This window comes from Acinetobacter baretiae (assembly GCF_015627105.1).
GTDB lineage: Bacteria > Pseudomonadota > Gammaproteobacteria > Pseudomonadales > Moraxellaceae > Acinetobacter > Acinetobacter baretiae.
In genome coordinates this window covers 52,780-79,321 of the sequence record NZ_VTDM01000005.1, presented here as the reverse complement: position 1 = coordinate 79,321, position 26,542 = coordinate 52,780, and the positions used below count along the sequence as shown (strand labels likewise).

Genomic DNA, 26,542 nt, shown 5'->3' with positions numbered 1-26,542 from the left:
CAAAAAATAAGTGTTTATTATATCTAGAGTCAGGGCAATTTGATGTACGCTTTTTACAACATAAAAGCCATACTTTCATTGAGTAGGGCTTTTATGTGAGCTTAGGGCTTAAAACTGATAATTGACACGCATGAGTACACTACGTGGTGTACCTGGTAAATCGGCAGAGCGCCAATATTTTTTATTGGTGACATTACCTACAGCTACAGTTACATTCCAAGGTGCTTGGCTATAGCCAACAGCAGCATCTAAACGACTAAATCCTTTAACTTTATAGTCGTTATTGAGATTGTTATAAAATGAACCAACATAGGTAACGCCTGTTTCAAGATATACACTTTCGCTTGGTAAATAACGGAAAAATAAATTCCCGGTATTTTTAGATGTGAGAGCAAGGCGTTTATTGACATTACTAGGTGTTTGACTGTCTGCTGTTACTTTGGCATCAGTATAACCATAACCCCCACGAACAAAGACATTATCAATTAATCGACCAATAAAGCTCAATTCCACGCCTTTTGACTCATGTCGTCCTGCAACTGCCCAAAGATCAGGTTTGTTGGTTGGATCTGGGCGATAACGAATATTATTTTTACGAATATCATAAACTGACAATTGAGTATTTAAGCGATTGTTGAGCCAGTCACTTTTTACGCCAACTTCATATTGGATATTGTACTGTGGTTCTGCATTGAACAATGCTAAATCTTGACTTGCACTGACCGCATTAACACCTGCTGAACCACCAAACGGTGAAAAGCTTTTACTGTATGATGCATAGATGCTGTGATGCTCGTTGGGTTGGTAAATTAAGCCAACGTTTGGACTAAAACTTTCATTATTTACAGTTCGCTTGTAATTTAAATTGTTTTTAGCAAGCAACTTATTGCTTGTAGATGATTCGTAGGTGTCATAACGTCCGCCAAGCATTAATTTAAATTGTTCGTTGAAACTGATCAAATCTTGTAAAAAAATGCCCAAACCTGTGGCTTGATTATAGTTATGTGTGTTGAGTTTTAGATTGCCACTACCACGAGAATTTGATTTTTCTCCTGTTAAGGGATTTACGAAGCCGTAAATTAAAGAATTATTTTGATTGGTATTTGCCAGCAATGGTTCACGTTGTTCATAAGTCCAATCAGCACCAAACATCACATTATGTTTAATGTCACCTGTGTTAAATACGCCAGTAATATCGAATGTGTTGCTGGTGGTTGTATTTTTTGCTTTTTGCCAATAGTAGATTTGAGATACTTTTCCGACATTGTTGTTGCATCGACGTTTTTCAGGAGCAACATACGCAGAATTATTTCTACCATTGGCTAAATATCTTTGGTCACTTTCCCCATTACTGACCGTGGTGTTGCTTGTGCATAGCGCACCTAAATAAAAATGATCAAAATTTTGTTCAGCAACTCTGTAACTAAGAGCCCAATGAAAATTCCAATTGGGTGCATATTCATATTTTAAATCAGTTCGAGCCACTTGCAGTGTATCTTCAACAAAGTCACCGTCTTGAGCATAGCTTTGTTTGATGGATGTGCCTTTAGGTAAATTATATGCATAAGGGCCACGATCTGGAATACGATGTAAATTATCGTAAGTATATTGGGTTGTCCATGTGAGGGTTTGATCATCATTACGATAGGTCACACTTGGAGAAGCCATCACTTGACGGCTGTTTATCCCTCTGCGAAAACTGTCTGCTTCACCATATTCGCTGTTTAATCGTACAGCCCATTGGTCATTAATCACATGATTAAGATCAATGACTGTACCTAAATTACTCCAAGAACCTGCATAAACGCCAATGGTACTTTTTGAATCGAAATTGGCATATTTACTGACCATGTTTACCACACCGCCACCTGCACTACGACCGTACAATACCGAAGCTGGGCCTTTTAAAATTTCAATACGCTCTACGCTAGAAGTACTCCGACGAACTTGTCCACCTTCGCGAATACCATCACGGTAAATATCGCCAGTATCTGCATTAAAACCACGAATGGTAATACCGTCACCACGCATATCGTAACTTGTTGACACCCCAGGTGTACCTTGTAGCATGACGCTTAAATCATTAGAGCCATATACTTTATATTTTTGTACATCAATCGTGTCTACAGTTTGAGGAATATCTTTTTTTGTTAAGCCGTTACGGGTTACGTTTGCCTCTTTATAATCAACATAGCTTTTAATTGGATCTAACTCGCTCATAGCCTCAATTTTAATCGTATCTAGTGTTGCAGTTGTTGAGGAATCTATCTCTTGTGCAGATACTTGATTAATTTGGGTAATAAGTAAAGCCAGTAAACTGATTTTAAAGACAGGGAGCGAGCGTGTATACAATGTAATCACCAATTGTTAAAGATAATGTAAAGTATTATCATTTAATGTTTAAATTTGTGGCGATTATATTCATATTTTCTACATTTTTCATATTTTTTTTTAAGATAAATTTAATCATGTAAAATATTTATCGATTTATACTTGAAAAATAATCAAATAGACTCACATATAATATAGAAATTTATCCGAATTAATATTTTATAACTTAATGAAAATAAAAAGATTTTTGTTGAAATTTTTAGTGTAGACCAAATATATATAGCCATAGATAATAATTTTGAGGAATACGTCATGCAGTTTGATAAATTTACAACAGGTTTAACCAGTGCACTCTCTAGCGCACAATCTCTTGCTGTAGGTAAAGACCATACCAATATAGACACGATACATATTTTATCGGTTTTACTAGAAGATAGTGCCAACTTAAGTGTATTGCAACAAGCAGGCGCACAGTTACCTAGGTTAAAAATAGATGTGGCACAGGCACTTCAAGATGCTCCTACAATTTCGACGCCTACAGGTGAAGTGGGACTCAGTGCCGATGCAGTAAAGGTACTCAATTTAGCAGATCGCTATGCACAAAAAACAGGTGATGCATTTTTATCAACAGATTGGGTGCTGTTGGCCTTGGCTGAATCTGGTACAAGTCAAAAAATATTGAAGCAGGTTGGTGTAGATGCAACACAACTGCGTCAAATGATTGAAAAGACAAGAGGTGGTGAGAAAGTGACCAGCAATAACTACGAAGAACAAAGAGACTCGCTTGGAAAATATACGATAGATTTAACAGCACGTGCATTGATTGGAAAGCTTGACCCTGTGATTGGTCGTGATGAAGAAATTCGTCGTACAGTACAAGTTTTGTCACGCCGTATCAAAAATAATCCTGTGTTGATTGGTGAGCCTGGTGTGGGTAAAACGGCCATTGTAGAAGGGTTGGCTCAACGCATTGTGAATGGTGAAGTACCTGAGAGCTTGAAAGGAAAAAGAGTATTGTCTTTAGATCTTGGTGCGTTGCTTGCAGGTGCAAAGTATCGTGGAGAATTTGAAGAACGTTTGAAAGCTTTACTTAAAGATCTTGCAAAACAAGACGGTCAAGTCATTTTATTTATAGATGAGCTGCATACATTGGTGGGTGCAGGGAAAACAGATGGTGCAATGGATGCGGGTAATATGCTCAAACCTGCATTGGCACGAGGTGAATTGCGCTGTGTGGGTGCTACAACTTTAGATGAGTATCGTCAATTTATTGAAAAAGATGCAGCATTAGAACGTCGCTTTCAAAAGGTATTGGTTGATCAGCCAAGTGTTGAAGACACTATAGCGATTTTACGTGGTTTGAAAGAACGCTATGAAGTACATCATGGGGTTAAAATTTTAGATACAGCCATTATTGCTGCTGCAAAAATGTCACAACGTTATATCACCGATCGGCAACTTCCAGATAAAGCGATAGATCTGATTGATGAAGCTGCATCTCGGATTAAAATGGAAATTGATTCAAAACCTGAGTCTCTTGACCGTTTAGATCGTCGGATTATTCAACTCAAAATGCAGTTAGAAGCAGTCAAAAAAGATGAAGATTCAGGCAGTAAAGCAGAAATTTCACATTTAGATGAGCAAATTCACACACTGCAAAAAGAGTATGACAGCTTAGAAGAAATTTGGCGTAAAGAGAAAATTTTAGTTGAAGGCACAAAACAAGCCCAAGTTAAGCTTGACCAAGCACGTATTGCACTTGAAAGAGCCCAACGTGAAGGTGATCTTGCAGAAGCAGGTCGACTACAGTACGGAATAATTCCTGAGCTTGAAAAACAACTTGAGCAAGATGATGTGGTTGAGGAAAATGAATCTCTTCAATTAATTCGTACTAAAGTGACTGAAAACGAAATTGCTGAAGTTGTTAGTGCTGCAACAGGTATTCCTGTCACAAAAATGCTGCAAGGTGAGCGAGAAAAATTATTGGCCATGGAGCACTTTTTACACCAACGTGTAGTCGGTCAAGATGAAGCAGTCATTGCAGTATCTAATGCAGTTCGTCGTTCAAGAGCTGGATTGTCTGACCCTAATCGTCCGAGTGGTTCATTTTTATTTTTAGGGCCGACGGGTGTAGGAAAAACAGAATTGACCAAAGCCTTAGCGAACTTTCTGTTTGACGATGACGATGCCATGATTCGTATAGATATGAGTGAGTTTATGGAAAAACACTCGGTGAGTCGTTTAGTGGGTGCTCCTCCGGGTTATGTTGGTTATGAAGAAGGTGGTGTGCTCACAGAAGCTGTACGCCGTAAACCATATAGTGTGGTGTTATTCGATGAAATTGAAAAAGCACATCCAGATGTTTTTAATATTTTATTGCAAGTACTCGATGACGGCCGTTTAACAGATTCGCAAGGTCGTACTATTGATTTTAAAAATACGGTTATTGTAATGACCTCTAATTTGGGTTCACAAGATGTGCATGAATTAGGTGAAAATCCATCAAATGATGAAGTTCGTACAGTGGTGATGGCTGCGGTTCATCAGCATTTTCGACCAGAGTTTGTTAACCGTATTGATGAATTGGTGGTATTTCATGCGTTGAAGAAATCACAAATTCGTGGCATAGCTGATATTCAGTTGAATCGTTTACGTCAACGTTTACAAGAGCGTGATATAGGTTTAACTGTAGAAGAGAGTGCCTTTGATATTTTAATTGATGTAGGTTTTGATCCAACATATGGCGCACGACCTTTAAAAAGAGCGATTCAACAACATATTGAAAATACGCTTGCACAGAAAATATTGTCGGCAGATTTTCAAGCAGGTGATCAAATTATAGTACGTGGTGAACATGAACAATTGGTATTTGATAAGGTGAAACTCAACTAAACGAATCCTTTACAGGAATTTATATTGCAAACAGTCATTACCATGTAATGACTGTTTTTTATCATTAAATAACGCCATAATTTTATAAAACATCTATAAAATTATGGCGTTATTTTTTACTTTAAAATCAGTTGTATTTTTAGAATATTGTCTTGATCTATAAAAATTGAAATGAAGTAGAGTGAATGCGATGCTTTTTTTGATTTTTGATTTTTGATTTTTGATTTTTGATTTTTGATTTTTGATTTTTGATTTTTGATTTTTGATTTTTGATTTTTGATTTTTGATTTTTGATTTTTGATTTTTGATTTTTGATTTTTGATTTTTGATTTTTGATTTTTGATTTTTGATTTTTGATTTTTGATTTTTGATTTTTGATTTTTGATTTTTGATTTAGTATGAATGACGTTGTACTCTAAACATGAGTAGTGTTTGGCTATGGTTCGAATTTTTCTATTGTGAGATTAACAGATTATTTAAAAATATCTTAAAAGGAAATATGAGATAAAAAATTGATATTTAGCACCATCTTAATGGTTGTTTTTTTCAGCTTTTACATTTGTAATTAAAGTATAATATGTTACGTTTTTAACTTTTTTAGTGAATTAATTGGGGTTTTTAGGTGATATATGGAATTGTCATTATTGAAATTTTTTAATAGATATTGTCCTTATGTATGCAGCATAGGGTTATTTCTGTAGCGTAAGTGACAGGAAGATTTTGATGTCAGTCAAATGAAAATGGAAGATACAAAGAAATGTACTTTAATCAAAATTATAGCCATTAAAAGGATAGATTTACTTCGGTTTTTTACAGTAATTTATTTTTAGTATTTAGGTGGTTTTATGGATAAAAAAACATTGACTCGTAGAGTTAATTTAATACGTTATCTAGGGTTTTTTATAATCATTTTAATTGTTTATTTAGTCTTTTTGGATTTTAGAGCCCTAGGTTTTAACAGAGCTAATATAAAAGATAATGGTGCTTGGATGTGGGTTGGTGCTTTTTACTTTTTGATGTCAACACATTATCTAAAATATCTTAAAAATAAGTATGAAGAAAATATTGAAATATTGGGTAAGCAAGTAATACTTGGTACAATATTAACGATAATTTTTTCAATACTTATGATTGTGACGATTTGGATTAAAGCATAATTTAATGGGAGTTGATGTCACAGATACTGTTCTGTTACATCAACTAATAACTAGGTTAAACTCTAATGCCAATTTTATTTAATCTATTAAAATATATTATTTTTTCACGACCATTTTGTGTGAAAAATAAAAAAACTTTTGCTAAAAATAAGTTTAAATCATAAAAAAGAAATGCTGTGGAGTTATTTTATATTGTTAATGCATGTAAGTAGTTAATCTTAAATTAAAATATTAAATAGGGTTCCATTTGTCATTCATCACCTATAAAGCCTTTAAGTTTAAATCTTTATAAATTAGGTACTAAATTATTTTTTCTCAAAAATATGTACTTTCACAGCTAGAGCATAAAAGTAATTATGAAAAAGATATTTACAGATGTATTAAAAGTATTGGTTTGGTGCTTTGTATGTTTTATTGGGTTTATTTTCTTATTTTTACTGATCAGTTCTATATGTGGCATGACTCGCTCTTCAAGTCCAAGCATACGTGAAAAGCCGTATGAATGCGGCATGTTTGGTCATCAGCAGATGCGTATTGATCGTAGATATTTATTTTTATCTAAAGTTGAATATCAAGGGGTAGATTACTGGGGAGGAAATAGCACCAAGGCACATGAAGCGAAAGGATGTAATGACCCCATTAGCAGTGCAGATTTTATAGTATCGTGGCCTGCAATGTCACCGACAGGCAGTTTTAATTATTTGGAAAAACCTGATGATCTTGATATATCATTGAAACAATGGGTAATGAGTGGTCCTAATAAAAATGATATAAAAAAAAGATTTGAAATGCAAGATATGACATATGAACTAAGGTCAACGCTACAAAAAAATATTAGAGGTTCTGCGAAAGAAATGTCTGAACAAGAATTTAAACAGAAAAAACGATTTAATTCAGAGTTGGGGCTATACCAAATAGATGTTATTGAAGGAGAAGGACATCAAACTAAAGTGTATTGGCAAGAAACAGCCGATAAAAAAGTCACTTTGGTGATTAGTTGTTTGTATTTTAAAATGGGGCGTACGAGTTGTAATTTAAAAATTAACGACTTGCCAGATGGTTCTAATATGACTTCATTACAGCTTGATTTTCAAGCTGGACTATTACCGCATTGGCAACAACTTATACAAGATTCAGAAAAACTCATTCAATCTTTTACTGTAAAAGAAAGACCATTATAACAATGCCAATCGAGCACTTGCTGATTGGCATGATAAGCGACACGACTTTATATTTTTAGACAGAAAAATGTCTAATTTTCCATGCACGATGAATTTTCTGATTTCGTTTAAAATCAAGTCCAATCGTATCTTGGGTAATATCTTCTACATCAAACATGGCTTCAATTTCTTCACTCATTTCAAAACCACGGTAGTTGTTTGAAAAATACAAAGTACCATCAGAACTTAAACGATTCATTGCTCGTTTTAATAGTGAAAGATGATCTCGCTGTATATCAAACGTACCATAGAATTTTTTCGAGTTAGAAAATGTAGGTGGGTCAATAAAAATCATGTCATATTGTTCATGACCTTCTTTGAGCCACTCAAAACAATCTGCTGCAAAGAACATGTGTTGTTCATCTGCATGATCTACAGTTAAACCATTAAGCACAAAATTTTCTTTTGACCAGTTGAGGTAAGTATTGGATAAATCGACACTCGTTGTGCTTGCGGCACCACCTAAAGCAGCATGTAAGCTTGCAGTTGATGTATAGCTATAGAGGTTAAGAAAATGTTTTCCTTTGACTTCGTTTGCAATACGTAAGCGTATTGGTCGATGATCCAAAAATAAACCTGTATCTAAATAGTCAGTTAAATTGACTAAAATATTGGCTTTGCCTTCTTTGACGACAAAGCGTTTTGACACAGTACTTTGTTTTTCATACTGTGTTTTTCCAGATTGGCGTGCACGAGTTTTGATGAAGATGGCTTCACGGCCTAAGCCCGTTACTGCACGAATTGCGGCCAAAGCTAAGTTGAAGCGTTTTTTGGCTTTTTCTGGGTCAATGGTTTTGGGTGGTGCGTATTCTTGCACATGCAAACGGTCGCCATATAAGTCTACAGCAACATTAAAATCAGGTAAGTCTGCATCGTATAAGCGTAAGCAATAGATATTGTCTTTAACTGCCCATTTTTTTAAGCTTGCCATATTTTTTTGTAGGCGATTCGCAAAGTCTTGTGCTTCTTCAATTTCTACAGGATGGTTTTGCCATTGTGCTAAAAATGGGACGTTATTTGTCGGTGCTTTTATGCATCCAAAACGTACATAAATTGGCAATTTACCATTCATTAAACGCAATGTTTGTGTATCACTAAATGCTAAAACATCTGCTTGTTCGATTTGTGCTGCAATGACTGCGGCCGATTGATCTGGAAAACTTTTTTGTAATAACGCAGAGATGCCTAAATATACAGCACGGTTAGAAGCTTTATCGCCAAGGCGTTCACCATAAGGTGGGTTGGTCACAATAAAGGCATGATCTTGTGCGGTTAAATGAAAGTCAGGCCAGTCTGCAAGTGTGCGTTCTTCCACTTGAATTTGATGAAGTATAGACTCAAAGCCTGCGGCAATAATATTGTTTTTAGTGGCTTTAATAGCATCCCAATCGGCATCAAAAGCATAAAAACGTGGCAGAGGTTGTTGCAGTGCGTGAGCATGACGTTCGGTTGCTTCGGTTTTAATGCTCATCCAAAGGTCGTGGTCATGGCCGTGCCAACCATTAAATCCAAAACGACGAACCAGTCCCGGTGCTCGGTCGGTTAAGATCATTAAAGATTCAATAATAAATGTTCCTGAGCCACACATTGGATCGAGTACAACAGTTGGCTTACGCTCAAGCAATTGAGCTTTATGTAAAATGGCTGCTGCAAGATTTTCTTTAATCGGGGCATCGGTCATATAGTGGCGATAACCACGTTTGTGCAATGAATCACCCGATAAATCTAAGCAATAAATATGTGACGCTTTCCCTGCCAATACATATAGTGTAATTTCAGGTTGTTTAATATCAATACTTGGGCGACGGCCGACAGTGTCCATGAAACTGTCTACCACGCCATCTTTCACACGCAAAGTCGCAAATTGACTATTGACTTTAACGTCACGTTCTACGTGTAAGCGAATAGCAAAGGTACTTTGTGGGGCAAAAATTAATGACCAGTCAAAATTGACAGCCCCTTCAAAAAGCTCTTCTGCAACATCTCGTACATCGTGGTTTTGTTCAATTTCATGTTCATAAATTGGCATGACCACTCGTGATGCTAAGCGAGACCACATACAAATACGGTAAGCTGTTTCAAGTGTGCCTTTGAAAATTAAGCGACCAGCTTTACGTTCTACGTTGGTTGCACCCAAATGAGAAATTTCTTCTTCGAGTAGTGGTTCAAGCCCATCGGCACAGGTAACCCAATAAGTAGATAAACGTTGCGGTGAATTCATGCAAACTTCCAAAACAAAAACAAGCAAAGAGGGATTTTACCGTATTTTACCCCGCTTTGGCTTGTGTTATTTATAGCTTTTTTGCACTGTGATGACTGCGAATTATTCTTATTTTCCGATACAATATGTCAACTTAGCGCAGGACAAAGGAATTATTGATGCATTTTTCAAAATTGCATACTCCAAGTCAGATTCAACTGAATGAGCATGGGAACTTAAAACACTTCGTGACCATAGAAGGTTTGTCAAAAGAAACACTCACCAAAATTCTAGATACCGCTCAAAGCTTTATTAATGATAATAATCAACTGATTACTTCGCCTTTACTAGAGGGGCGTACAGTGATGAACCTTTTTTTTGAAAACTCAACAAGAACTAGAACAACTTTTGAGGCAGCAGCCAAACGTTTGTCTGCCAATGTTTTAAATATTGACATTGCTCGCTCAAGTACTGCCAAAGGTGAAACGCTTAGAGACACTTTGTGGAATTTACAGGCCATGGCTGCTGATATTTTTGTGGTACGTCATTCATCGTCTGGAGCGGCACACTTTATTGCAAAAGATGTGTGTCCGAATGTTGCCATTATTAATGCAGGTGATGGTCAGCATGCGCATCCAACTCAAGCAATGCTAGATATGTTGACCATTCGCCGTGAAACTCAAAAACCCTTTGATGCGCTGAGTATTGCCATTATTGGTGACATTAAACATTCGCGTGTTGCCCGTTCAGATGTGGCTGCGTTACAAACGTTAGGGTGTAAAGACATTCGCGTTATTGCACCTAACACGCTATTACCATATGGTTTTTCTGAATATGGAGAGGGCGTACGTTTATTTAATCAAATGGATGAAGGTGTCAAAGATTGCGATGTCATCATTACACTACGTATTCAAAATGAACGGATTGAGTCACCTGCATTGGCTTCACAGCTTGAGTTTCATAAAATGTATGGCCTAAATGATGCACGACTGGCGTTGGCGAAGCCTGAGTGTATTGTTATGCATCCTGGACCCATGAACAGAGGGGTGGAAATTACGTCTAGCATTGCTGACGGTTCGCAATCTGTTATTTTAAATCAAGTGACCAATGGGATTGCAGTACGTATGGCCGTATTGGCATTATCGATGGATGGGCAATTACAAGAACAAGGCTTACTTGATTCAACATCAGTTGTTTAAGGGGAATGACATATGACCAGTGTTAAAATTGAAAATGTACGTGTTTTAGACCCCGTTCATCAGACCGATACCATTGAAACAGTCTACTTAAAACAGGGTCAAAGAGTGAGTGCGCTAGCACAGCCTGATCAAGTGATTGATGGTCAAGGTTGTTGGTTAATGCCAACCATGGTCGATTTATGTGCTCGACTTAGAGAGCCCGGCCAACAACAACATGGTACATTAAAATCTGAAGGAAATGCCGCTCGTCAACAAGGCATTTTGCACGTAGTGACGCCTCCAGATTCAAAACCGATTGTGCAAGATAATGGTTCACTCATACAAGGTTTAATTGAAAAAGCGTGGCACGATGGAAAAATTCATTTAAGTATTATTGGTGCACAAACTCAAGGTTTACAAGGCAAACAACCTGCAAATATGGCAGGACTAAAAAAGGGTGGTTGTGCCTTTGTGTCGAATGCCAATGCATCATTTTTAGATGATGACGTTTTACTCCGTACTTTGGAGTATGCCGCTGGTGTAGATATGACCGTTGTATTTTATGCAGAAGAAGCTCAACTTGCCAAAGATGGTTGTGTGCATGAGAGTTTTGTGGCATCTCGTCAGGGGTTACCCATGATTTCTCCTTTGGCAGAAACTGTGGCAATTGCAAAGTATTTATTGATGATTGAGGCCACGGGGGTAAAAGCACATTTTAGTTTGCTGTCTTGTGGGGCGTCAGTTGAACTGATTCGTACTGCAAAAGAAAAAGGCTTGCAAATTACTGCCGATGTTGCCATGCATCAGTTACATTTAACTGATCAACTCATTGATGGATTTAATACGTTGGCGCATGTGAGACCACCACTGCGTAGCCATGCAGATCAATTACAACTCCGTGAAGGTGTAAAATCTGGGGTAATTGATGCCATTTGCACTCATCATGAACCATTAAGCCATTCTGCAAAATTGGCACCATTTGCTGAAACTGAAGCAGGTATATCTGCGTTTGATAGTTTTGTGGCACTTGGTGTACAGCTTGTGGCAGAGAATGTACTGACACCATTGCAATGGGTGGAAAAAGTAACGCTTTCCCCTGCCAAAGTGGCCAAAATGGAAGCACGTTGGCAACAAGAATTCGGTTGGGTTCTCGTTAATCCAACACGTACATGGCAACTTGATGCAAAAAATATGGTATCGCAAGGTAAAAATACCCCTTTGTTTAATCAAACTTTAACAGGTTGTGTTCAAGAGACATTTTATCGAATTTAAAGTTTTGGGTAGATTTCATGAAAGTTTATACTTCCGTGAGATCTACCGTCATTGATACATTTTAGGGTGTATTTAAGCATGTGTTTTAAGTTAAAATAGTGAATATAATCAAAGATATTTTATGTAGTCAATCATGACTTGAGGGCGTAAAAATGGTGTGGGCAATTATAATCATTTTTATCGCAATATTTTTTCTGGGGTTACTGTTCTCATTTTGGAAAATTATTGTACTCACCACAATTGGTTTATGTCTTGGTGGGCCTGTTGGTGGTGTGATTGGTTTTATTTTAGGTGTACTTGTTTCCCAACGAAGCAAAACAAAAATAAAAAACTCATCAGATACGTGGAAATATACCCAACATCAGCAAAATACGCATCATACTGAGGTAAGCATTGAATGGTTAACCCCGATCATTCACTTGGTGAGTTATTATGCGAAATATCAAGATCAACAGTGGACATCTGAAAAAGTTCACTTCGTAAAATCGATGTTTACGTCACACTGTAAAAGCGAAGAAGATTTAATCTATTTGCGTGATTTATTAAAACAAAAAAACCATAAAGTATCAGAACAAGTTGATTTGATTTTACAACAACGATGGTCGGATGATTCTAAGTTAGATGTTTTTAAGTTGTGTGCACAAGCGATTAATCTGAACATGCTCAATGAGCGTAGTATGGAGCAGGCACTCACCAATTTAGCGAAAAGACTTTTTTTAAAATCGAACGATTATGAAAAAATCATTCATTTATTTAAACATCGTGACCGACAAGATTTTCGTGATTATTCTCATTCAACGCCAAGCCCTGATCAAGTATTGGCATTGGCGTACGCACATTTAAATGTGAGTCGACATGCAACAAAAGATGAAGTGGTAAAAGCATATCGTATTCAAATGATGCGGTGTCACCCAGATAAGCACCCTACTGCAACAGTAGAAGAAAAAGAGAAATTGACTGAAAAGTCTATTCAGCTACAACAAGCGAAGGATTTAATTGTGCGCTATTTAGAAAAAGGTGAGTATTCGCGTTAATTGATTTAGAAAGTATATATTGATGTGACGTGTAGATGGTTTGGTTGTGGTGTTTTAAATCAGTAGCGTACCTTTGAAACGATTACATATTTATTTGGGGAAGTTTTGAAAAATAATCATTTTACTAAGATCAATAAAAGAGTGATTTTTCTTTTTTTTGTAATGTGTCTTTTACTTTCTTGTTTGGGTAAAAAAAATACGTCTGAGCCAATACTGAATGCACAACAGCAAAATGACACAGGTGTGACTTATGCTGAAAATCGAGAAGATCTGAAAGCCGTTGAGTGGTTTGAAAAGGCCGTTAAACAAGGCAATGCCCATGCCCAATATAATTTGGGTGTATTTTATGACTTAGGTCGGGGGGTAGAGAAGGATACTCAAAAAGCGATTTCTTTATATGAGGCGGCTGTGAGCCAAGGCAGTGCATCTGCACAATACAATCTTGGTGTGATTTACCTTCATGGTAGAAGCGTAGCGGTAGATGTTGAAAAAGCGATGGCATTGTTTGAGAAATCTGCACGTCAAGGAAATGTCAGTGCGCAATATAATTTAGCCCTGTTGTATTGTGGTGGGTCGGGTGTACAAAAAGATGAGGTAAAAGCTGCATATTGGTTTGAAAAGGCAGCATACCAAAAAGATGAAAATGCAAGATACAATTTGGGTTTTCTGTATCAAACAGGAATTAATGGTCATATTGATGACGATAAAGCAGTATATTGGTTTAAAAAAGCTGCCGCGCAAAAGCATCCTTATGCACAACATGCTTTGGGTCTAATGTATAAGGATGGAAAAGGGGTCAAGCAAAGCCATCGACAGGCAGTAATGTGGGTAAGAAAAGCGGCTGAGCAAGGGTTTTCTCAGGCACAGTTAAATTTAGGTGTTTTTTATTATTATGGCATCGGCGTGGCTAAAAATGATGCTCAAGCCATAGCATGGTTCGAAAAAGCAGCAAAACAAGGCAATGAACAGGCCAAAGATTATTTGCAAATGTTAAAAAATACATCTATGCCAATACAATAAAATAAGACCTGCGTTTAAGCAGGTCTTGAAAAGTTTTCTTTATTTCTTTTTCAGAAGTGACACTTCAGGTTGAGGGTCTTTACTTTCGCTCTCAGATTTTTTACTCGATTTACTTTTCTTTTTCTTTTTCTTTGGTTTTTCCTCTTCTTCAATAGAGCCATCTTCAATAGATTGCCAATAGTTTAATTGATCCATGACTGCTGCATAAATAGAGCCTTTGCTATATTGGCCTTTTTTATCGAGTGAACCAACAGGGCATGCCATTAATATCTCTAGTGCTTGATCGATGGTATCAATGGCATGTACGTGAAATTGACCTGTGGTGACAGCATCAATTACGTCTTGGCGTAACATTAAATGTTGCATATTTTGACGCGGAATAATCACACCTTGTTTGCCAGTCAAACCTTGCAATTTACAAGCATCATAAAACCCTTCGATTTTGGCATTTACGCCCCCGATAGGTTGTACTTGACCCAATTGATTCATTGAACCCGTAATTGCCCAAGACTGATCAAGAGGAATTTGACTAATCGCTGAAATGAGTGCGGAAAGTTCTGCAACGGTTGCACTGTCACCATCGACTTGGCCATAGCTTTGCTCAAATGCAAGCGCAGCAGAAAAGTGTAAAATCTGCTCACGACCAAAATGGGCTTTTAAAAAGCTAGACATGAGAAGTACACCTTTGGCATGCAATGAACCACCTAGCTCTACACTTCGTTCAATGTCTAAAATATCTCCACCACCTTGGTAAACAGATGCTGTTAAACGAGAAGGTAGTCCAAATTCTACATCTGCGTAGTGAATGACAGATAAGGCATTGATTTGTCCTAAACGATGGCCTTGAGTTTCAATCAGTTGTGTACCACGCGATAAATCTTGCCAGTATAATTCACGCAAATAGCCTAAGCGATATTGACGATGTTGTAATGCCGTGTTGATGTGATTTTGTGTGACTGTTTTATCTCCTGCCTGTAGAGCATGATGGTGAGATTCACGAATTAAATCACCTAGTGTAGAGGCATGAAGTGACAAAGAACTTTGATCTTCTGCTTGACGGCTAGAATCGGTTAACAGTGCAACAAGTGCTGATCGGTCAAATGGTAGGAGTTTATCAACTTGAACATAATCAGCAATTAATTGCATATATGCTTGTTCATTACTGGTATTGCGTTCAAGCGTATCGGTAAAGTCTGCTCTTATCTTAAATACACTGCCAAGTTCAGGTTCTAATTCTAAAATTTCATAATAGACTTCAGGCTCTGCAAGTAACACGACTTTTAACTCAAGTGGAATTGATGCAGGTTCAATGGAAATACTGCCCGTGAGCGTCAGCATATGTTCTAACGATGATAATTTGAGCTGTCCAGATTTCAGTGCACGTTTAAGTCCTTGCCATGCATACGGTTGTTCAAGTAAATGTTCGGCCTCTAAAATTAAAAAACCACCATTTGCACGATGCAGCGCTCCTGCACGAATCAAGGTGAAGTCGGTTGTAATTGTGCCATTTTGAGTCAGTTGTTCGACATGACCAAGTAAGTTGTAATGGGTTGGAAAGTCTTCAAAAATGACAGGTGCACCTTGGTCTTTTTCATTACAGACGACCACATTGGCTTGGTAGCGAGAGGGTACACGGCTAAACTGTGAAGGAATAAAATCGTCTTCTGCTTGTTCAAGCACAGATTCAATATTGTTAATAATATCTGCTGCATAACGTTCGAGATAATTTTGTAATCCTTCAACATCTTGAAATGATTTTAATAGTTTTTCAATACGAGGAATAACCACATTTTGTGCAATTTCTCGATTAAGATCGGTCACCTGATCTCGTGCAATATCTTCAATGTCACCGAGTGCTAAGCCAAGACGCTCGAGCTTTTTATTCATACTACGTACATTTTTTGCAATTTCAGATCGTTCTTCTTTGCTCAGTAGGTCAATGTCATTTTGTAGCATTTCTTGAATTTGACCATCTTTGTGATGTACAGGCACAAAACAGTTTTCTTCATTTTTAGAAACCAGTTTTACACCAATGGTTTCACCTTCTTGAGTCAATTCAATTAAAGCATCTTGTTGCTCTTGACCGGTTTTTTGACGTATTTTTTCAACAGCATCACGATATTTTTCAGCACTAAAATGTCGTTCAAGCTGTTTTAGGGTTGCATGCCAGTTTTCGTGTAATTTTGTTTGAAAGGCAATCGCTTGTGCTGTTGGAAAACGTAATGCAAGTGGTTTACGTGCATTTTCAAAATTATTGACATAAACCCAATCATTTGGTGTAGGCATAGATTTGGCATGTTGTGAAAGTAAGCGCTTAATCATTGTGCGTTTACCTAGGCCTGCTGTACCTACAGCAAAAATATTGTAGCCTGAATATGGTAATGAAATCCCCGCTTCTACAGAGGCACGTGCTCTGTCTTGACCTAAAAAATTATTAAGCGGTTTAATTCGCCGTGTGGACGCAGGAATGTCTGATAATTTAGTGACATGTGTAAGTTTTTCTGGTTTAAGTGCTGTTTTTTTCAGTGTTTTTTCAATACTAGGTTGGTCAAAAGCAGACGTCATTGTTGGTTTAGAGGTGGTCTTTTTTGTTGCGGTGTTTGAAGGTAATACTGAATTCATCTGCTTTATTCTATAAGGTCGTGGTGATGTCAAAAATACAATACGGGGTTTAGATGTAAAAAGGTATATTTTTTTCATCTAAAGCCTGTTTAGAGTATCAGATTCGCATTAAAAATAATAATTTACTTAGTGTGTATTGAAAGATAAGACTTAAAGCGTTTGAATAGTGTTTTCGCGTTAAATTAGAATAGCAATTAAGATGAATATGCAAAACCAAAGTTGGGCCAATGCGTTTCGTAGTTTCTTAGACCGCCGTGCATTGATTATGTTGTTTTTAGGTTTTTCTGCAGGGATTCCCATTTTACTGATTTTTTCTAGCTTATCGCTATGGCTAGGCGAAGCGGGTATTAATAAATCTGCTGTGACTTTTTTCAGTTGGGCTGCATTGGGGTATTCATTTAAATTTGTTTGGGCACCTTTGGTTGATGAAATTCCCATTCCATGGTTAAGTGCCAAGTTGGGGCGTAGACGAGCATGGTTGCTTTTAGCACAACTATCTATTATCGCATCTATTTTAATCATGGCCAATGCAGACCCAGCACAAGGGCAACATGATCTCATTCAAATGGCCATCGGTGCGGTTTTATTGGGGTTTTCAGCAGCAACACAAGATATTGTTATAGATGCGTACCGTATAGAATTAGGTGATCCACAAATACAAACGGTATTGGCATCAACCTATAACGCAGGATATCGTTTAGGAATGATTGTTGCAGGTGCAGGTGCATTATTTTTAGCAGGTTGGCTCGGTACGTCTAAGGGTAATTATATTTACAGTGCATGGCATATGACATACATGGCAATGTCAGCGGTTATGTTGGTGGGCGTTATTACAACCTTGATGATTCATGAGCCACAGGTAAAACGGATTGCAAGAGACTATCATGGTCGTGATTATTTACGCTTGGTGGTGGTGTTTTTCCTAGCTGTGACAACTTTTGTACTTGGTTACATTGGTTTTAGTCCTATACTTAATGCTTTAGAGCAAACATGGCAAGTACAAGATAATATTTTATTATTTGTATTGGAAAGCATTCGTTTCTTATTGGCCGTGGCTATGGCTTTATTTGTTGGTACAAGTTTGGTTAAATTCGGACTTGTTAAAAAACAAATGGCACTTGATATTTGGGTGAGCCCAATCCAAGATTTCTTTGTTCGTTATGGTGTCAGACTGGCCTTATTTTTATTGTTATTGATCGGGTTTTATCGGATTTCTGACATCATCGCAGGGGTGATATCAAATGTATTTTATCAAGATCTTAACTTCACAAAAGAAGAGATTGCAAAAGCAGTTAAAATTTATGGTGTGATATTTTCATTGGCGGGTGGTTTTTTGGGTGGACTACTGGCTCAACGCTTTAATGTAATGAAATTGATGTTTGTTGGTGCAGTGTTAGCAAGTTCGACCAATTTGATGTTTATTGGATTGGTTAAATCAGGTCAAACGTTAGATACAGTACAATTGAATATTCAAAATCAAACGCTAACAGCACAGCCTGATGATGTTGGATATTGGAAAATGACGGTGCCGATCTCACAACTTCATTCATCACAAAATTTATTGTTTACAACGCAATACAAAAACGATGCATCAAGTAAAATCGTGGCACAACTACCTTATTTAATTCAAGGTCAGGGTAATACAATCAGTCTTTTTCCAATGGGTGGTCATGGTGTGGTTTTACCATCTCAAGGGCAAGAAATTGTGGTGAAAGGCCAAATTTCTGATCAAAAAATACAAAATATTGAATTACGCTTAGATACAAAAAACTATATAGCGAAGTTAAATAAAGAGGGAGTGTTCTCTACAGTTATTCCTATAGACGATCTTAAAAACAGTTCTACTCGTCAAGTAATAGCCATTGGTTATGATGAAAGAAAAACCATTTTGGCTCATACGCAAGCATCATATCAGTGGATTGATCAAACTTCACCTTTGACCATAGATTTACAACCGTTACCGCCAATTGATATGTCACAAGATCATGTGGTTTTACAAGGTAAAGTCATCAAAAGCTATAGTTCAACGTGGTTGTATTTTGCAATTATCGTTGATAATCTAGCGTCAGGACTTGCAGGTGCAGCATTTATTGCATTTCTTTCTAGTCTGACCAGTGTATCTTTTACGGCTGTACAGTATGCCATCTTTAGTTCGTTAATGACTCTCACACCTAAAATATTGGGCGGTTACTCAGGCACTATTGTGAGCCATGTGGGCTACCCTCAATTTTTTCTGATAACAACATTAATGGGTATACCCATTTTAATTTTGGTGTGGTGGGTTGCTCGACTACTTAAAGACCATCAAACGACTCAACATTAATACAAGGATATGATTTATGCGAATGTTACATACCATGTTGCGTGTAGGCAACTTAGAGCAGTCACTTGCTTTTTATACCCAAGTTCTTGGTATGACTGTATTACGACGTCATGATTTTGAAGAAGGGCGTTTTACCTTGGCTTTCGTTGGCTATGGTGATGAGTCTGATCATACAGTGTTAGAGCTGACCTATAATTGGGATACGAGCCAATATGATTTGGGTACAGCATATGGACATATTGCTCTTGGAGTCGATGATGCCTATGAAGCATGTGAAGATATTAAACGTCGTGGTGGAGAAGTTGTTCGACCTGCAGGCCCAATGAAAGGCGGTAAAACAGTGATTGCTTTTGTGAAAGATCCAGATGGTTACCTCATTGAATTGATCCAACAAGATCAACATGCACGTAGTCAAGATTAAGCAGTAAAATAACATTAGCCATAGTTTGCAGAATATTATATAATTTTGCCACTTGTTGTGCTTTGCCCTAGCTTTAAGAGTTTCGGTGAGCCAAAAGAATGGTCTGTTGTCGTGTTAGCCTGCCACATGGCTTTCCTTTTTATTGAAATAATAAAAAGAGTGGTTAATTGCGAAAACAGCTTAAGCCTTTCTTCTTTAGGAGTATTGAATATGCGTAAAGATATTCATCCAAAATATACTGCACTTGTTGCAACATGTTCTTGCGGTAACGTCATCGAAACTAAATCTGCAAGCAACAAAGATTCTCTTTATTTAGATATTTGCTCAGCTTGCCACCCGTTTTACACTGGTAAGCAAAAAAGTGTTGACACAGGCGGTCGTATTGACAAGTTCAAACAACGCTTCTCTGGTATGTCTCGCACAATTAAGCGTTAATATACAGATTGAAAAAAATGGGCCTTTAGTGCCCATTTTTTTTCCCTATTAAATGTTGACCATTTGGCTGAGTTTCTCTTGAAAATACTGGCCTTGTAAATAGCGACAATCAACATTCCATGCATTGGCAAACTCATTCATATCGTTGAGTTGAGGAATCACAAAATCTGTATTTTTAAAGTAATTAAACTGTTCTTGAATATACTGATGTTGTGTACCATTTGATAAAATTTGCTCTAAATTTAATGCCATAAAACAAATTTTAGGTTGAATTTGCCCTAATAAGGAAATTTCTTTACTGTTAAAATTGAAGTGACTTAAGCCCACTCCAATATTCATTTGTCTAAGTGCAGCCCAAGTTGGGTGTATTTGCAAGTTGAGCTGTATAATATCTAAAGCATTAAACTGTAAAGTGATTTTTTCTGCATTTAAACCCGGCAGCTGTTGTAGTAATGTTGCTAAATAGGTGGTTAACGGACTATCCAAACTACTGTGATGTAAATTAATAATGACGTTTGCATCGGGTGTAGTTTGACAAAACTGATAGAGTGTTTGACAGGCTGTTTTGATGGTTTCTTGATCCATCTGTATAGATGCGCTGTTTTCCATCAATGGTAATTCATCTGCATAATTTAAATTATAACTTATACCATTTGAATCTGTGAACACAGTTGTGACTTCAAACATATGTGGATTACTATCGTGCTTATCATATATTTGTTGGTATTTGACGCTACTTTGATATTGGTTGACTGTACTAGAGACATCATCGCTCAACGGTGATGATGAAATAGACCCATTGGTGAGCAATTCTGAGCTTAAATCTGGAGTAGGCATAGCAACATTGGGTTGTGGCGGTGCACTCGTGGTTGTGTTTTGTACTTGAGTCGGTTCAGGTGTTTTTTCTACACTCAGTGCTGGTGTATCGATAACTGTATTTGTAATTTGAGCATGAGTCGTATCTGATTCTTGAACCTCATTGAAGATAGTTTTTTGCTTACTGTGTGCAAAAAGCCAATAAAATTGTGCTTCAGAAGTTAAGTTACCACGAAAAGCACAGTACCCTAATTGAACGGGTGTCGAAAACTGTTTTAAAAGCTCGATTAATCGACTTTCTATTTGAGATGACGTGAGTTCTTCTGGCATGCCGATGATGCCAATCCATTGAAATGGTCCTGCTTTAATCGGAGTCATTGAAAAATATTTTGTAATTTCTTGAGTGACATTGTCGATGTATTGCTGAACACCAGATTCGCTAGAGAGTAATTTTATTTTTGTATGTGATTGCTTAATAGAAAAACTCAAAAGCACTCTTTGAGTGAAATCTTTATTTTGGTGTTTAATAATTTGATTAATTTGTTCATGGTAAGAAACCACTGTAGTTGTTGCTAAATCTTGCTGTTGTGGTTGTCCAATTGAAATATGTAAACTTTCTTCTTCTTGATTAGAAAATATTTTTAGATGTAGTTTTTTATTTTTAAGGTGCGTATGTGTAGACTCAATGTCAAGATGATACGTCTGTGCCGAGTTAATATCGATCAATTTGAGTTGTTGTTTTAAGTAATCTGGATTTTTGGGTTGTAACACATCAAGTAAGGGCATACCAAAAGCATCGTCAATATGAAACATTTCATGAACATGCTGATTATTTTCCATAACGATGCCTTCTTGCACAACCATTGATGCATCTTTGGTGTGTTCAGAAGTTGATTTAATTTGATTTTGAATGTTTTCGACATCTTTGTCTAAACGTTTTTTCTCTTGCCATAAGTAGCTTATCACGATGGCTTTGTTGAACGTAAAACATAGGTGTTTAGGGTGATTAATATTGACTTGATCAAAGAAATCACTCTTTAATTCATAGTGGTTTTGAGCGGTGTTTTCACACTCTAAGCGTATGCAGGGTAGATAGGACTGTTTAGAGTTTTTGATGAGATCAAAAATTTTGTTTTGGTCGAAATCGTAAGCTTTACGATAAAAAATAATATCCCACGTTGTTTTCATGTGTTTTTGTAGGCTTAACAAGTCATCTAGCAATACTGCACTGACGGTATAGCCTTGCGCTTGAAAGATATCCATGAGGCGATTGTACTGAATTTGATTATCATCAATGATAATCATTCGTATGTTTTTGGCTTTAGCAAAATCCATCATGTTGCGCGTCTCATAAATCTACACTTTTTAGTAATCTATCGTACTCGAAAGTAAGGTAATTAAATTTATCTGTATCTTCAAGTGTTAATACCTCGAAGTTACACAAAATAAAACTTGGGTTTTCTAACTCTGTATCATTTAAGTAAACAGAAATGATTTGGTTCATAAGATAGAGCTGTACATGTTTTTGATCATTTAAGCTGTCTGAGGTGGGTATGGCTAAAAAGAAGTGTGCTTGGTCTAAAATGTCTTTTTTCAACAATAGTGCAGGGCTGTACGTGTTATTTTCTAACATATTATTAGATTTTTGTATATAGCACAGTGTAATGTTCTGAGAAATAATTTCCACCCCAAACTCTAGATTTTTATCTGAACGTTGTTTGATCCAACGAATCAGCCCACAACGCCAAGGGCTTTGACTGTTTTCTTGTACAGCTAAAAACTCACCTGCTCGTAAATGTTTAGGTGTGTGGCCTTTCCATAGCATACGATAACCATTGACACTCACATCTAAAATACGACAGGTATATATATTTTCATCAAAGTCTAAATTGGCATTTGAGACAGTATGCTTAGGAATAATGTGATGTATTTCTTGTGGTGTATTTGAGCGTTTTGATTGTTTTATTCGTTGGTTTTGATGCTTTCGTATTGCTTGTGCTAATAGGTGATGTACTGATTTTAAGCCAAAGCAAATCTGAATGCTTGAATTGAAGTTATACCGTGTATAGCGACGCTCGGGAGATTGGTTGAGTGTGTTGGTTATGTGAAAAATGAGTGAGCTGCTTAGGTATAATTGTTCTTTAATGGATAATTTAGACTGTGTAGGTGAGTTGGCCAACTGAATTCGTTTGAATAAATGATTGACATTAATATAGAAATAATTTTTGCTTAACGTGTTTTCTTGTTCTTCAAGCAAAGCAGTAGGTGGGCGATCTGTTTGAGGCTGAATAGTGTAACGAGATAACGGATTTTTTTTAGGCGTAACTCGAAGTAAATGAGCCCATTCTGCACTGCATTGGTATAATGCATAAGTTTCACTGGGTCTGACTTGTCGGGTGTTTAATAAATGAAGCAGTAAAATTTGTTTGTATAAAATAGAAATACTATGAATATCATTTTGACTACATATACAATCTTTTGAATCATAGATTTCAATATTTTGGTATTGATGCTGACGGGCACACCAATATAAATAATGTGTGCGTTGCCACTGACCATCTAAAGCTTCTTTATAGACCATGTGTTGATGACAAGTGAGCAAACTAAATTGTTCTAATGCCAAATAACAGGCATACCACGAACATGTATTTTGCTTTTTATGGGTAAGATAATGTCTGAATGAAAATGACGTGATGATCATGTCTTCACGTAATTTAATAAAAATATCTAAATATAGTTGTGCCATATAACAGCGAAAAGACTCAATTAAATCTAAAATATTTTCTTTGTGAAGCGCGTTAGAGGTTGATTGCTCTTTAATCAGGACTTTTAGGTCTTCAATCACTTGATCAATCGAGTGATGTATGGTTTGCACGAGGGTGAATCTTAAGCAAGATGCAATATCTAATTCCGATAGTTCAATGAGTGCTTGGAGCAATGCCTTCGAACGGTCGCCCATGGCATTTTGATGTGTGGTATCTAACCATATTTTGAGGCTTTCTACGTTAGGGCTACAAAAACTTAAATGGGTTCGAGTGTATTGAACATCTTGAATGAAAATATCTGTAGGAATACATTGCTCTGTAGTCATTGACACTACTCAATAGGATTAAACTGAGTCACGATCGGTGTTTTATTTTTCTCACCTGCAATTTCTCGTACTAATTTAGGCACAAGGTAGCCAGGTAAAAGGGCAAGTAGCTCGTTATATATACTTGTAGCACGATCTTGGCTTAAATCAAAATGATGAGCCCCTTTCACTTTATCTAATACGTGTAGATAGTAAGGCATGACACCAGACTCAAACAGTTTATAACTTAATTCTTGCAATAGTTTTGCTGAATCATTGACTCCTTTGAGTAACACTGATTGATTCAGAAGTGTAATGTTGTGCTGGTGTAACTGTTTTAAATAATACTGAGTTTTTTCATCAATTTCATGAGTATGATTGGCATGAATGACCAAAATAATGTTCAAACGACTCATTGTGAGTGTTTGTAGTAACTCTTGATCTAAACGCTCTGGAATAACAATCGGCACACGAGAGTGTATACGGAGAAATTGAATTTGCGGTAAGGATGCAATACGTTCAAGCCAAGTATGTAATTTTTGATTAGATAAGGTCAGTGGGTCGCCACCACTTAAAATAACTTCATTAATCTGAGGTTGACTTTCAATATACGCTTTAATGTCGAGCCAATCTTTATGTTTTGGCAGGTTTTCTTGGTAGGGAAAATGTCTGCGGAAACAGTAACGACAGTGTATGGCGCATGCTCCCGTTAGTGTAAGTAAAAAGCGAGATTGATATTTGTGCAAGACACCTGGTAATTGAGTGGCTGCCTCTTCTCCTAATGGATCTGTGATAAAGCCATCGTGCTCATCTAGTTCTAAATGATGAGGCAAAACCTGTAAAAGCAGTGGGTCTAATGGGTTTGATTTGCTTATTTTATCTACAAATGAGCGAGGAACACGAAGTTTAAACTGTTCAGATGCAAGGAGTGCGCCTGACAATAATTCGTCGGGTGAGAGTGAAAGTATGCGTAAGAGCTCATGAGGATCGGTAATTAAGTCATTCAGTTGACTTTTCCAGTTTTGCTCACGGTACAAATAGTTTATCATGCCATCTGTTAAAAATAATGCTAGTCTAGCATTAATCGATTTAAATTAGTAAGTTCGGAGCGTGCCAGTCATGGCCAATTATTCTACAAATGAGTTTAAGCAAGGCCTCAAAGTCATGCTTGATGGTAATCCTTGTACTATTACAGAAAACGAATACGTAAAACCTGGTAAAGGCCAAGCCTTTAGTCGGGTAAAACTACGTAACCTGCGCACAGGTAAAATTCTAGAGAAAACATTTAAATCTAATGAATCTTTAGAGGGTGCAGACATCGTTGAAGTAGAAATGGATTACTTATATAACGATGGTGAAATGTGGCACTTTATGGACCCTGCATCATTTGAACAAATCGCTGCAGATAAAACTGCAATGGGTGATGCAGCAAAATGGTTGAAAGATGATTCTAACGAAAAATGTTCAATCATGTTATTTAATGGTGTGCCATTAAATGTAAGCGCACCAAACTTTGTGATTTTAAAAATTACTGAAACAGATCCGGGTGTGAAAGGTGATACCGCAGGCACAGGTGGTAAGCCTGCAACACTTGAAACAGGTGCAGTGGTTCGTGTTCCTTTGTTTGTTCAGCAAGAAGAAAGTATTCGTGTAGATACACGTACGGGTGACTACTTAGAGCGTGCATAACGCAAATATTTGTGTTGTGTTTAATCTAGCTAAAGGGTCTTATTACATTTAAGGCCCTTTATCTATACATAGCTATTAAATACAATAAATTGGCATGTTACATAAAAAATAGATCGATGTTGTTGATATAAACATAAGGGTAGACTATGTCTCGTCACTCACACCATGAAGAGAACCATTATACTGAACGTTCAGGTTGGCTTAGAGCTGCGGTTTTAGGTGCAAATGATGGCATTATTTCAGTAACTAGTTTAGTGGTAGGAATGGCTGCAAGTGGTGCAACAGCCAATACGCTGCTCATCACATGTGTGGCAGGTGTGATTGCAGGTGCTGTATCTATGGCGGCAGGAGAATATATTTCAGTCAAATCACAGCAGGATATTGAAGATGCTGACTTGCGTATGGAAGCTGAAAGCTTACATCTGAGTCCAGATTTAGAGTTATTAGAACTCACAAAGATTTATATTCATCGAGGCTTAGACAAAGAGCTGGCTTTTCAAGTGGCAGAGCAGTTGACCGCGCATAATGCACTTGCTGCTCATGCAAGAGATGAAATAGGTATTAATGAAGAAACAGCCGCACAACCTTTACTTGCTGCAATGGCTTCTGCAGTTTCTTTTATTTTGGGTGGTCTTTTCCCACTTTTGGCTATTTTGTTGTTGCCAAGACATATTTTAGAGTATGGCATTATGGTTGTCGGTGTCTTGTCTTTGGGTCTACTTGGCGCGATCGCAAGTTATGCAGGTGGAAGCCCTATTATGAGAGGGGTTGTTCGAGTGATGTTATGGGGTGTGGTGGCCATGTTATTCACATTTTGGATTGGTAGTTTATTTAATGTCTCAACTGGAGCATAAAAGAAACA

Annotated in this window: 18 protein-coding genes; 12 read left to right on the top strand and 6 right to left on the bottom strand. The window is 37.1% G+C overall.

All coding sequences use genetic code 11. The annotated features are described in order from the left end of the window. Positions 1-108 precede the first annotated feature (108 nt). Positions 109-2,352, bottom strand: coding sequence for a TonB-dependent receptor (locus tag I2F17_RS02625; RefSeq protein ID WP_235985905.1), 2,244 nt, complete (start codon positions 2,350-2,352; stop codon positions 109-111). Positions 2,353-2,643: 291 nt separating this feature from the next. On the opposite strand from I2F17_RS02625, the gene clpB reads away from it, so the two are divergent. From clpB to I2F17_RS02610, 3 genes are all read left to right on the top strand, one after another. Beyond that, positions 2,644-5,223 (top strand): ATP-dependent chaperone ClpB, encoded by a 2,580-nt coding sequence (gene clpB / locus I2F17_RS02620; RefSeq protein ID WP_211139027.1) that lies wholly within the window; start codon positions 2,644-2,646, stop codon positions 5,221-5,223. A gap of 845 nt (positions 5,224-6,068) precedes the next feature. Further along, the gene (locus I2F17_RS02615; protein WP_211139026.1) at positions 6,069-6,380 is read left to right on the top strand and encodes a hypothetical protein; all 312 of its coding nucleotides are present in this window, start codon (positions 6,069-6,071) and stop codon (positions 6,378-6,380) included. A 356-nt stretch (positions 6,381-6,736) separates the two neighbouring features. After that, entirely contained in the window at positions 6,737-7,561 is an 825-nt protein-coding gene (locus tag I2F17_RS02610; protein ID WP_211139025.1) for a hypothetical protein, read from the top strand. Positions 7,562-7,616: 55 nt separating this feature from the next. Here the strand turns inward: I2F17_RS02610 and rlmKL are convergent, their stop codons facing one another. Next, a complete protein-coding gene (rlmKL, locus tag I2F17_RS02605) occupies positions 7,617-9,821 on the bottom strand; it encodes a bifunctional 23S rRNA (guanine(2069)-N(7))-methyltransferase RlmK/23S rRNA (guanine(2445)-N(2))-methyltransferase RlmL (RefSeq protein ID WP_196421983.1) in 2,205 nt (734 codons plus the stop codon). Between the two features lie 158 nt (positions 9,822-9,979). Between rlmKL and I2F17_RS02600 the strand changes: the two genes are divergently transcribed. The 4 genes from I2F17_RS02600 to I2F17_RS02585 all read left to right on the top strand — a co-directional run bounded on the left by I2F17_RS02600 (position 9,980) and on the right by I2F17_RS02585 (position 14,304). After that, entirely contained in the window at positions 9,980-10,999 is a 1,020-nt protein-coding gene (locus I2F17_RS02600) for an aspartate carbamoyltransferase catalytic subunit (RefSeq protein ID WP_196421984.1), read from the top strand. Positions 11,000-11,011: 12 nt separating this feature from the next. Continuing rightward, positions 11,012-12,250 carry a dihydroorotase gene (locus tag I2F17_RS02595; protein WP_211139024.1) on the top strand — a complete coding sequence of 413 codons (1,239 nt, stop codon included), beginning with the start codon at positions 11,012-11,014 and terminating at the stop codon, positions 12,248-12,250. A gap of 152 nt (positions 12,251-12,402) precedes the next feature. Beyond that, entirely contained in the window at positions 12,403-13,284 is an 882-nt protein-coding gene (locus I2F17_RS02590; protein WP_211139023.1) for a DnaJ domain-containing protein, read from the top strand. Positions 13,285-13,467: 183 nt separating this feature from the next. Continuing rightward, the gene (locus I2F17_RS02585) at positions 13,468-14,304 is read left to right on the top strand and encodes a tetratricopeptide repeat protein (RefSeq protein ID WP_211139022.1); all 837 of its coding nucleotides are present in this window, start codon (positions 13,468-13,470) and stop codon (positions 14,302-14,304) included. A 39-nt stretch (positions 14,305-14,343) separates the two neighbouring features. On the opposite strand, the gene I2F17_RS02580 is transcribed toward I2F17_RS02585, so the two are convergent. Then, positions 14,344-16,926: a Lon protease family protein gene (locus I2F17_RS02580; RefSeq protein WP_196421988.1), complete on the bottom strand. Its 2,583-nt coding sequence runs from the start codon at positions 16,924-16,926 to the stop codon at positions 14,344-14,346. Positions 16,927-17,125: 199 nt separating this feature from the next. On the opposite strand from I2F17_RS02580, the gene I2F17_RS02575 reads away from it, so the two are divergent. The 3 genes from I2F17_RS02575 (at position 17,126) to rpmE (ending at position 20,105) form a co-directional block, all read left to right on the top strand. Beyond that, positions 17,126-19,249, top strand: a complete 2,124-nt coding sequence (locus I2F17_RS02575) for an AmpG family muropeptide MFS transporter (RefSeq protein WP_211139021.1) — start codon at positions 17,126-17,128, stop codon at positions 19,247-19,249. Between the two features lie 16 nt (positions 19,250-19,265). Further along, positions 19,266-19,670 carry a lactoylglutathione lyase gene (gene gloA / locus I2F17_RS02570; RefSeq protein ID WP_211139020.1) on the top strand — a complete coding sequence of 135 codons (405 nt, stop codon included), beginning with the start codon at positions 19,266-19,268 and terminating at the stop codon, positions 19,668-19,670. A gap of 210 nt (positions 19,671-19,880) precedes the next feature. Then, entirely contained in the window at positions 19,881-20,105 is a 225-nt protein-coding gene (gene rpmE, locus I2F17_RS02565; protein ID WP_196422017.1) for a 50S ribosomal protein L31, read from the top strand. Between the two features lie 48 nt (positions 20,106-20,153). Here the strand turns inward: rpmE and I2F17_RS02560 are convergent, their stop codons facing one another. The 3 genes from I2F17_RS02560 to epmB are packed head-to-tail and all read right to left on the bottom strand — an operon-like array spanning position 20,154 to position 25,040. Next, positions 20,154-22,259 (bottom strand): EAL domain-containing protein, encoded by a 2,106-nt coding sequence (locus tag I2F17_RS02560; RefSeq protein ID WP_211139019.1) that lies wholly within the window; start codon positions 22,257-22,259, stop codon positions 20,154-20,156. Between the two features lie 10 nt (positions 22,260-22,269). Next, a complete protein-coding gene (locus I2F17_RS02555) occupies positions 22,270-24,012 on the bottom strand; it encodes a hypothetical protein (protein WP_211139018.1) in 1,743 nt (580 codons plus the stop codon). A 5-nt stretch (positions 24,013-24,017) separates the two neighbouring features. Then, positions 24,018-25,040: an EF-P beta-lysylation protein EpmB gene (gene epmB / locus I2F17_RS02550; RefSeq protein WP_211139017.1), complete on the bottom strand. Its 1,023-nt coding sequence runs from the start codon at positions 25,038-25,040 to the stop codon at positions 24,018-24,020. Positions 25,041-25,110: 70 nt separating this feature from the next. On the opposite strand from epmB, the gene efp reads away from it, so the two are divergent. Both efp and I2F17_RS02540 read left to right on the top strand, forming a co-directional pair. Further along, a complete protein-coding gene (gene efp, locus I2F17_RS02545) occupies positions 25,111-25,680 on the top strand; it encodes an elongation factor P (RefSeq protein WP_196421993.1) in 570 nt (189 codons plus the stop codon). A gap of 146 nt (positions 25,681-25,826) precedes the next feature. Then, the gene (locus I2F17_RS02540; protein ID WP_196421994.1) at positions 25,827-26,534 is read left to right on the top strand and encodes a VIT1/CCC1 transporter family protein; all 708 of its coding nucleotides are present in this window, start codon (positions 25,827-25,829) and stop codon (positions 26,532-26,534) included. Positions 26,535-26,542 lie beyond the last annotated feature (8 nt).

Bases quoted from the DNA above. Each gene is read 5' to 3' on its own strand.
- clpB (WP_211139027.1), top strand. From the start codon at position 2,644: ATGCAGTTTGATAAATTTACAACAGGTTTAACCAGTGCACTCTCTAGC.
- I2F17_RS02615 (WP_211139026.1), top strand. From the start codon at position 6,069: ATGGATAAAAAAACATTGACTCGTAGAGTTAATTTAATACGTTATCTA.
- I2F17_RS02610 (WP_211139025.1), top strand. From the start codon at position 6,737: ATGAAAAAGATATTTACAGATGTATTAAAAGTATTGGTTTGGTGCTTT.
- rlmKL (WP_196421983.1), bottom strand. From the start codon at position 9,821: ATGAATTCACCGCAACGTTTATCTACTTATTGGGTTACCTGTGCCGAT.
- I2F17_RS02600 (WP_196421984.1), top strand. From the start codon at position 9,980: ATGCATTTTTCAAAATTGCATACTCCAAGTCAGATTCAACTGAATGAG.
- I2F17_RS02595 (WP_211139024.1), top strand. From the start codon at position 11,012: ATGACCAGTGTTAAAATTGAAAATGTACGTGTTTTAGACCCCGTTCAT.
- I2F17_RS02590 (WP_211139023.1), top strand. From the start codon at position 12,403: ATGGTGTGGGCAATTATAATCATTTTTATCGCAATATTTTTTCTGGGG.
- I2F17_RS02580 (WP_196421988.1), bottom strand. From the start codon at position 16,926: ATGAATTCAGTATTACCTTCAAACACCGCAACAAAAAAGACCACCTCT.
- I2F17_RS02575 (WP_211139021.1), top strand. From the start codon at position 17,126: ATGAATATGCAAAACCAAAGTTGGGCCAATGCGTTTCGTAGTTTCTTA.
- gloA (WP_211139020.1), top strand. From the start codon at position 19,266: ATGCGAATGTTACATACCATGTTGCGTGTAGGCAACTTAGAGCAGTCA.
- rpmE (WP_196422017.1), top strand. From the start codon at position 19,881: ATGCGTAAAGATATTCATCCAAAATATACTGCACTTGTTGCAACATGT.
- I2F17_RS02560 (WP_211139019.1), bottom strand. From the start codon at position 22,259: ATGATGGATTTTGCTAAAGCCAAAAACATACGAATGATTATCATTGAT.
- I2F17_RS02555 (WP_211139018.1), bottom strand. From the start codon at position 24,012: ATGACTACAGAGCAATGTATTCCTACAGATATTTTCATTCAAGATGTT.
- epmB (WP_211139017.1), bottom strand. From the start codon at position 25,040: ATGATAAACTATTTGTACCGTGAGCAAAACTGGAAAAGTCAACTGAAT.
- efp (WP_196421993.1), top strand. From the start codon at position 25,111: ATGGCCAATTATTCTACAAATGAGTTTAAGCAAGGCCTCAAAGTCATG.
- I2F17_RS02540 (WP_196421994.1), top strand. From the start codon at position 25,827: ATGTCTCGTCACTCACACCATGAAGAGAACCATTATACTGAACGTTCA.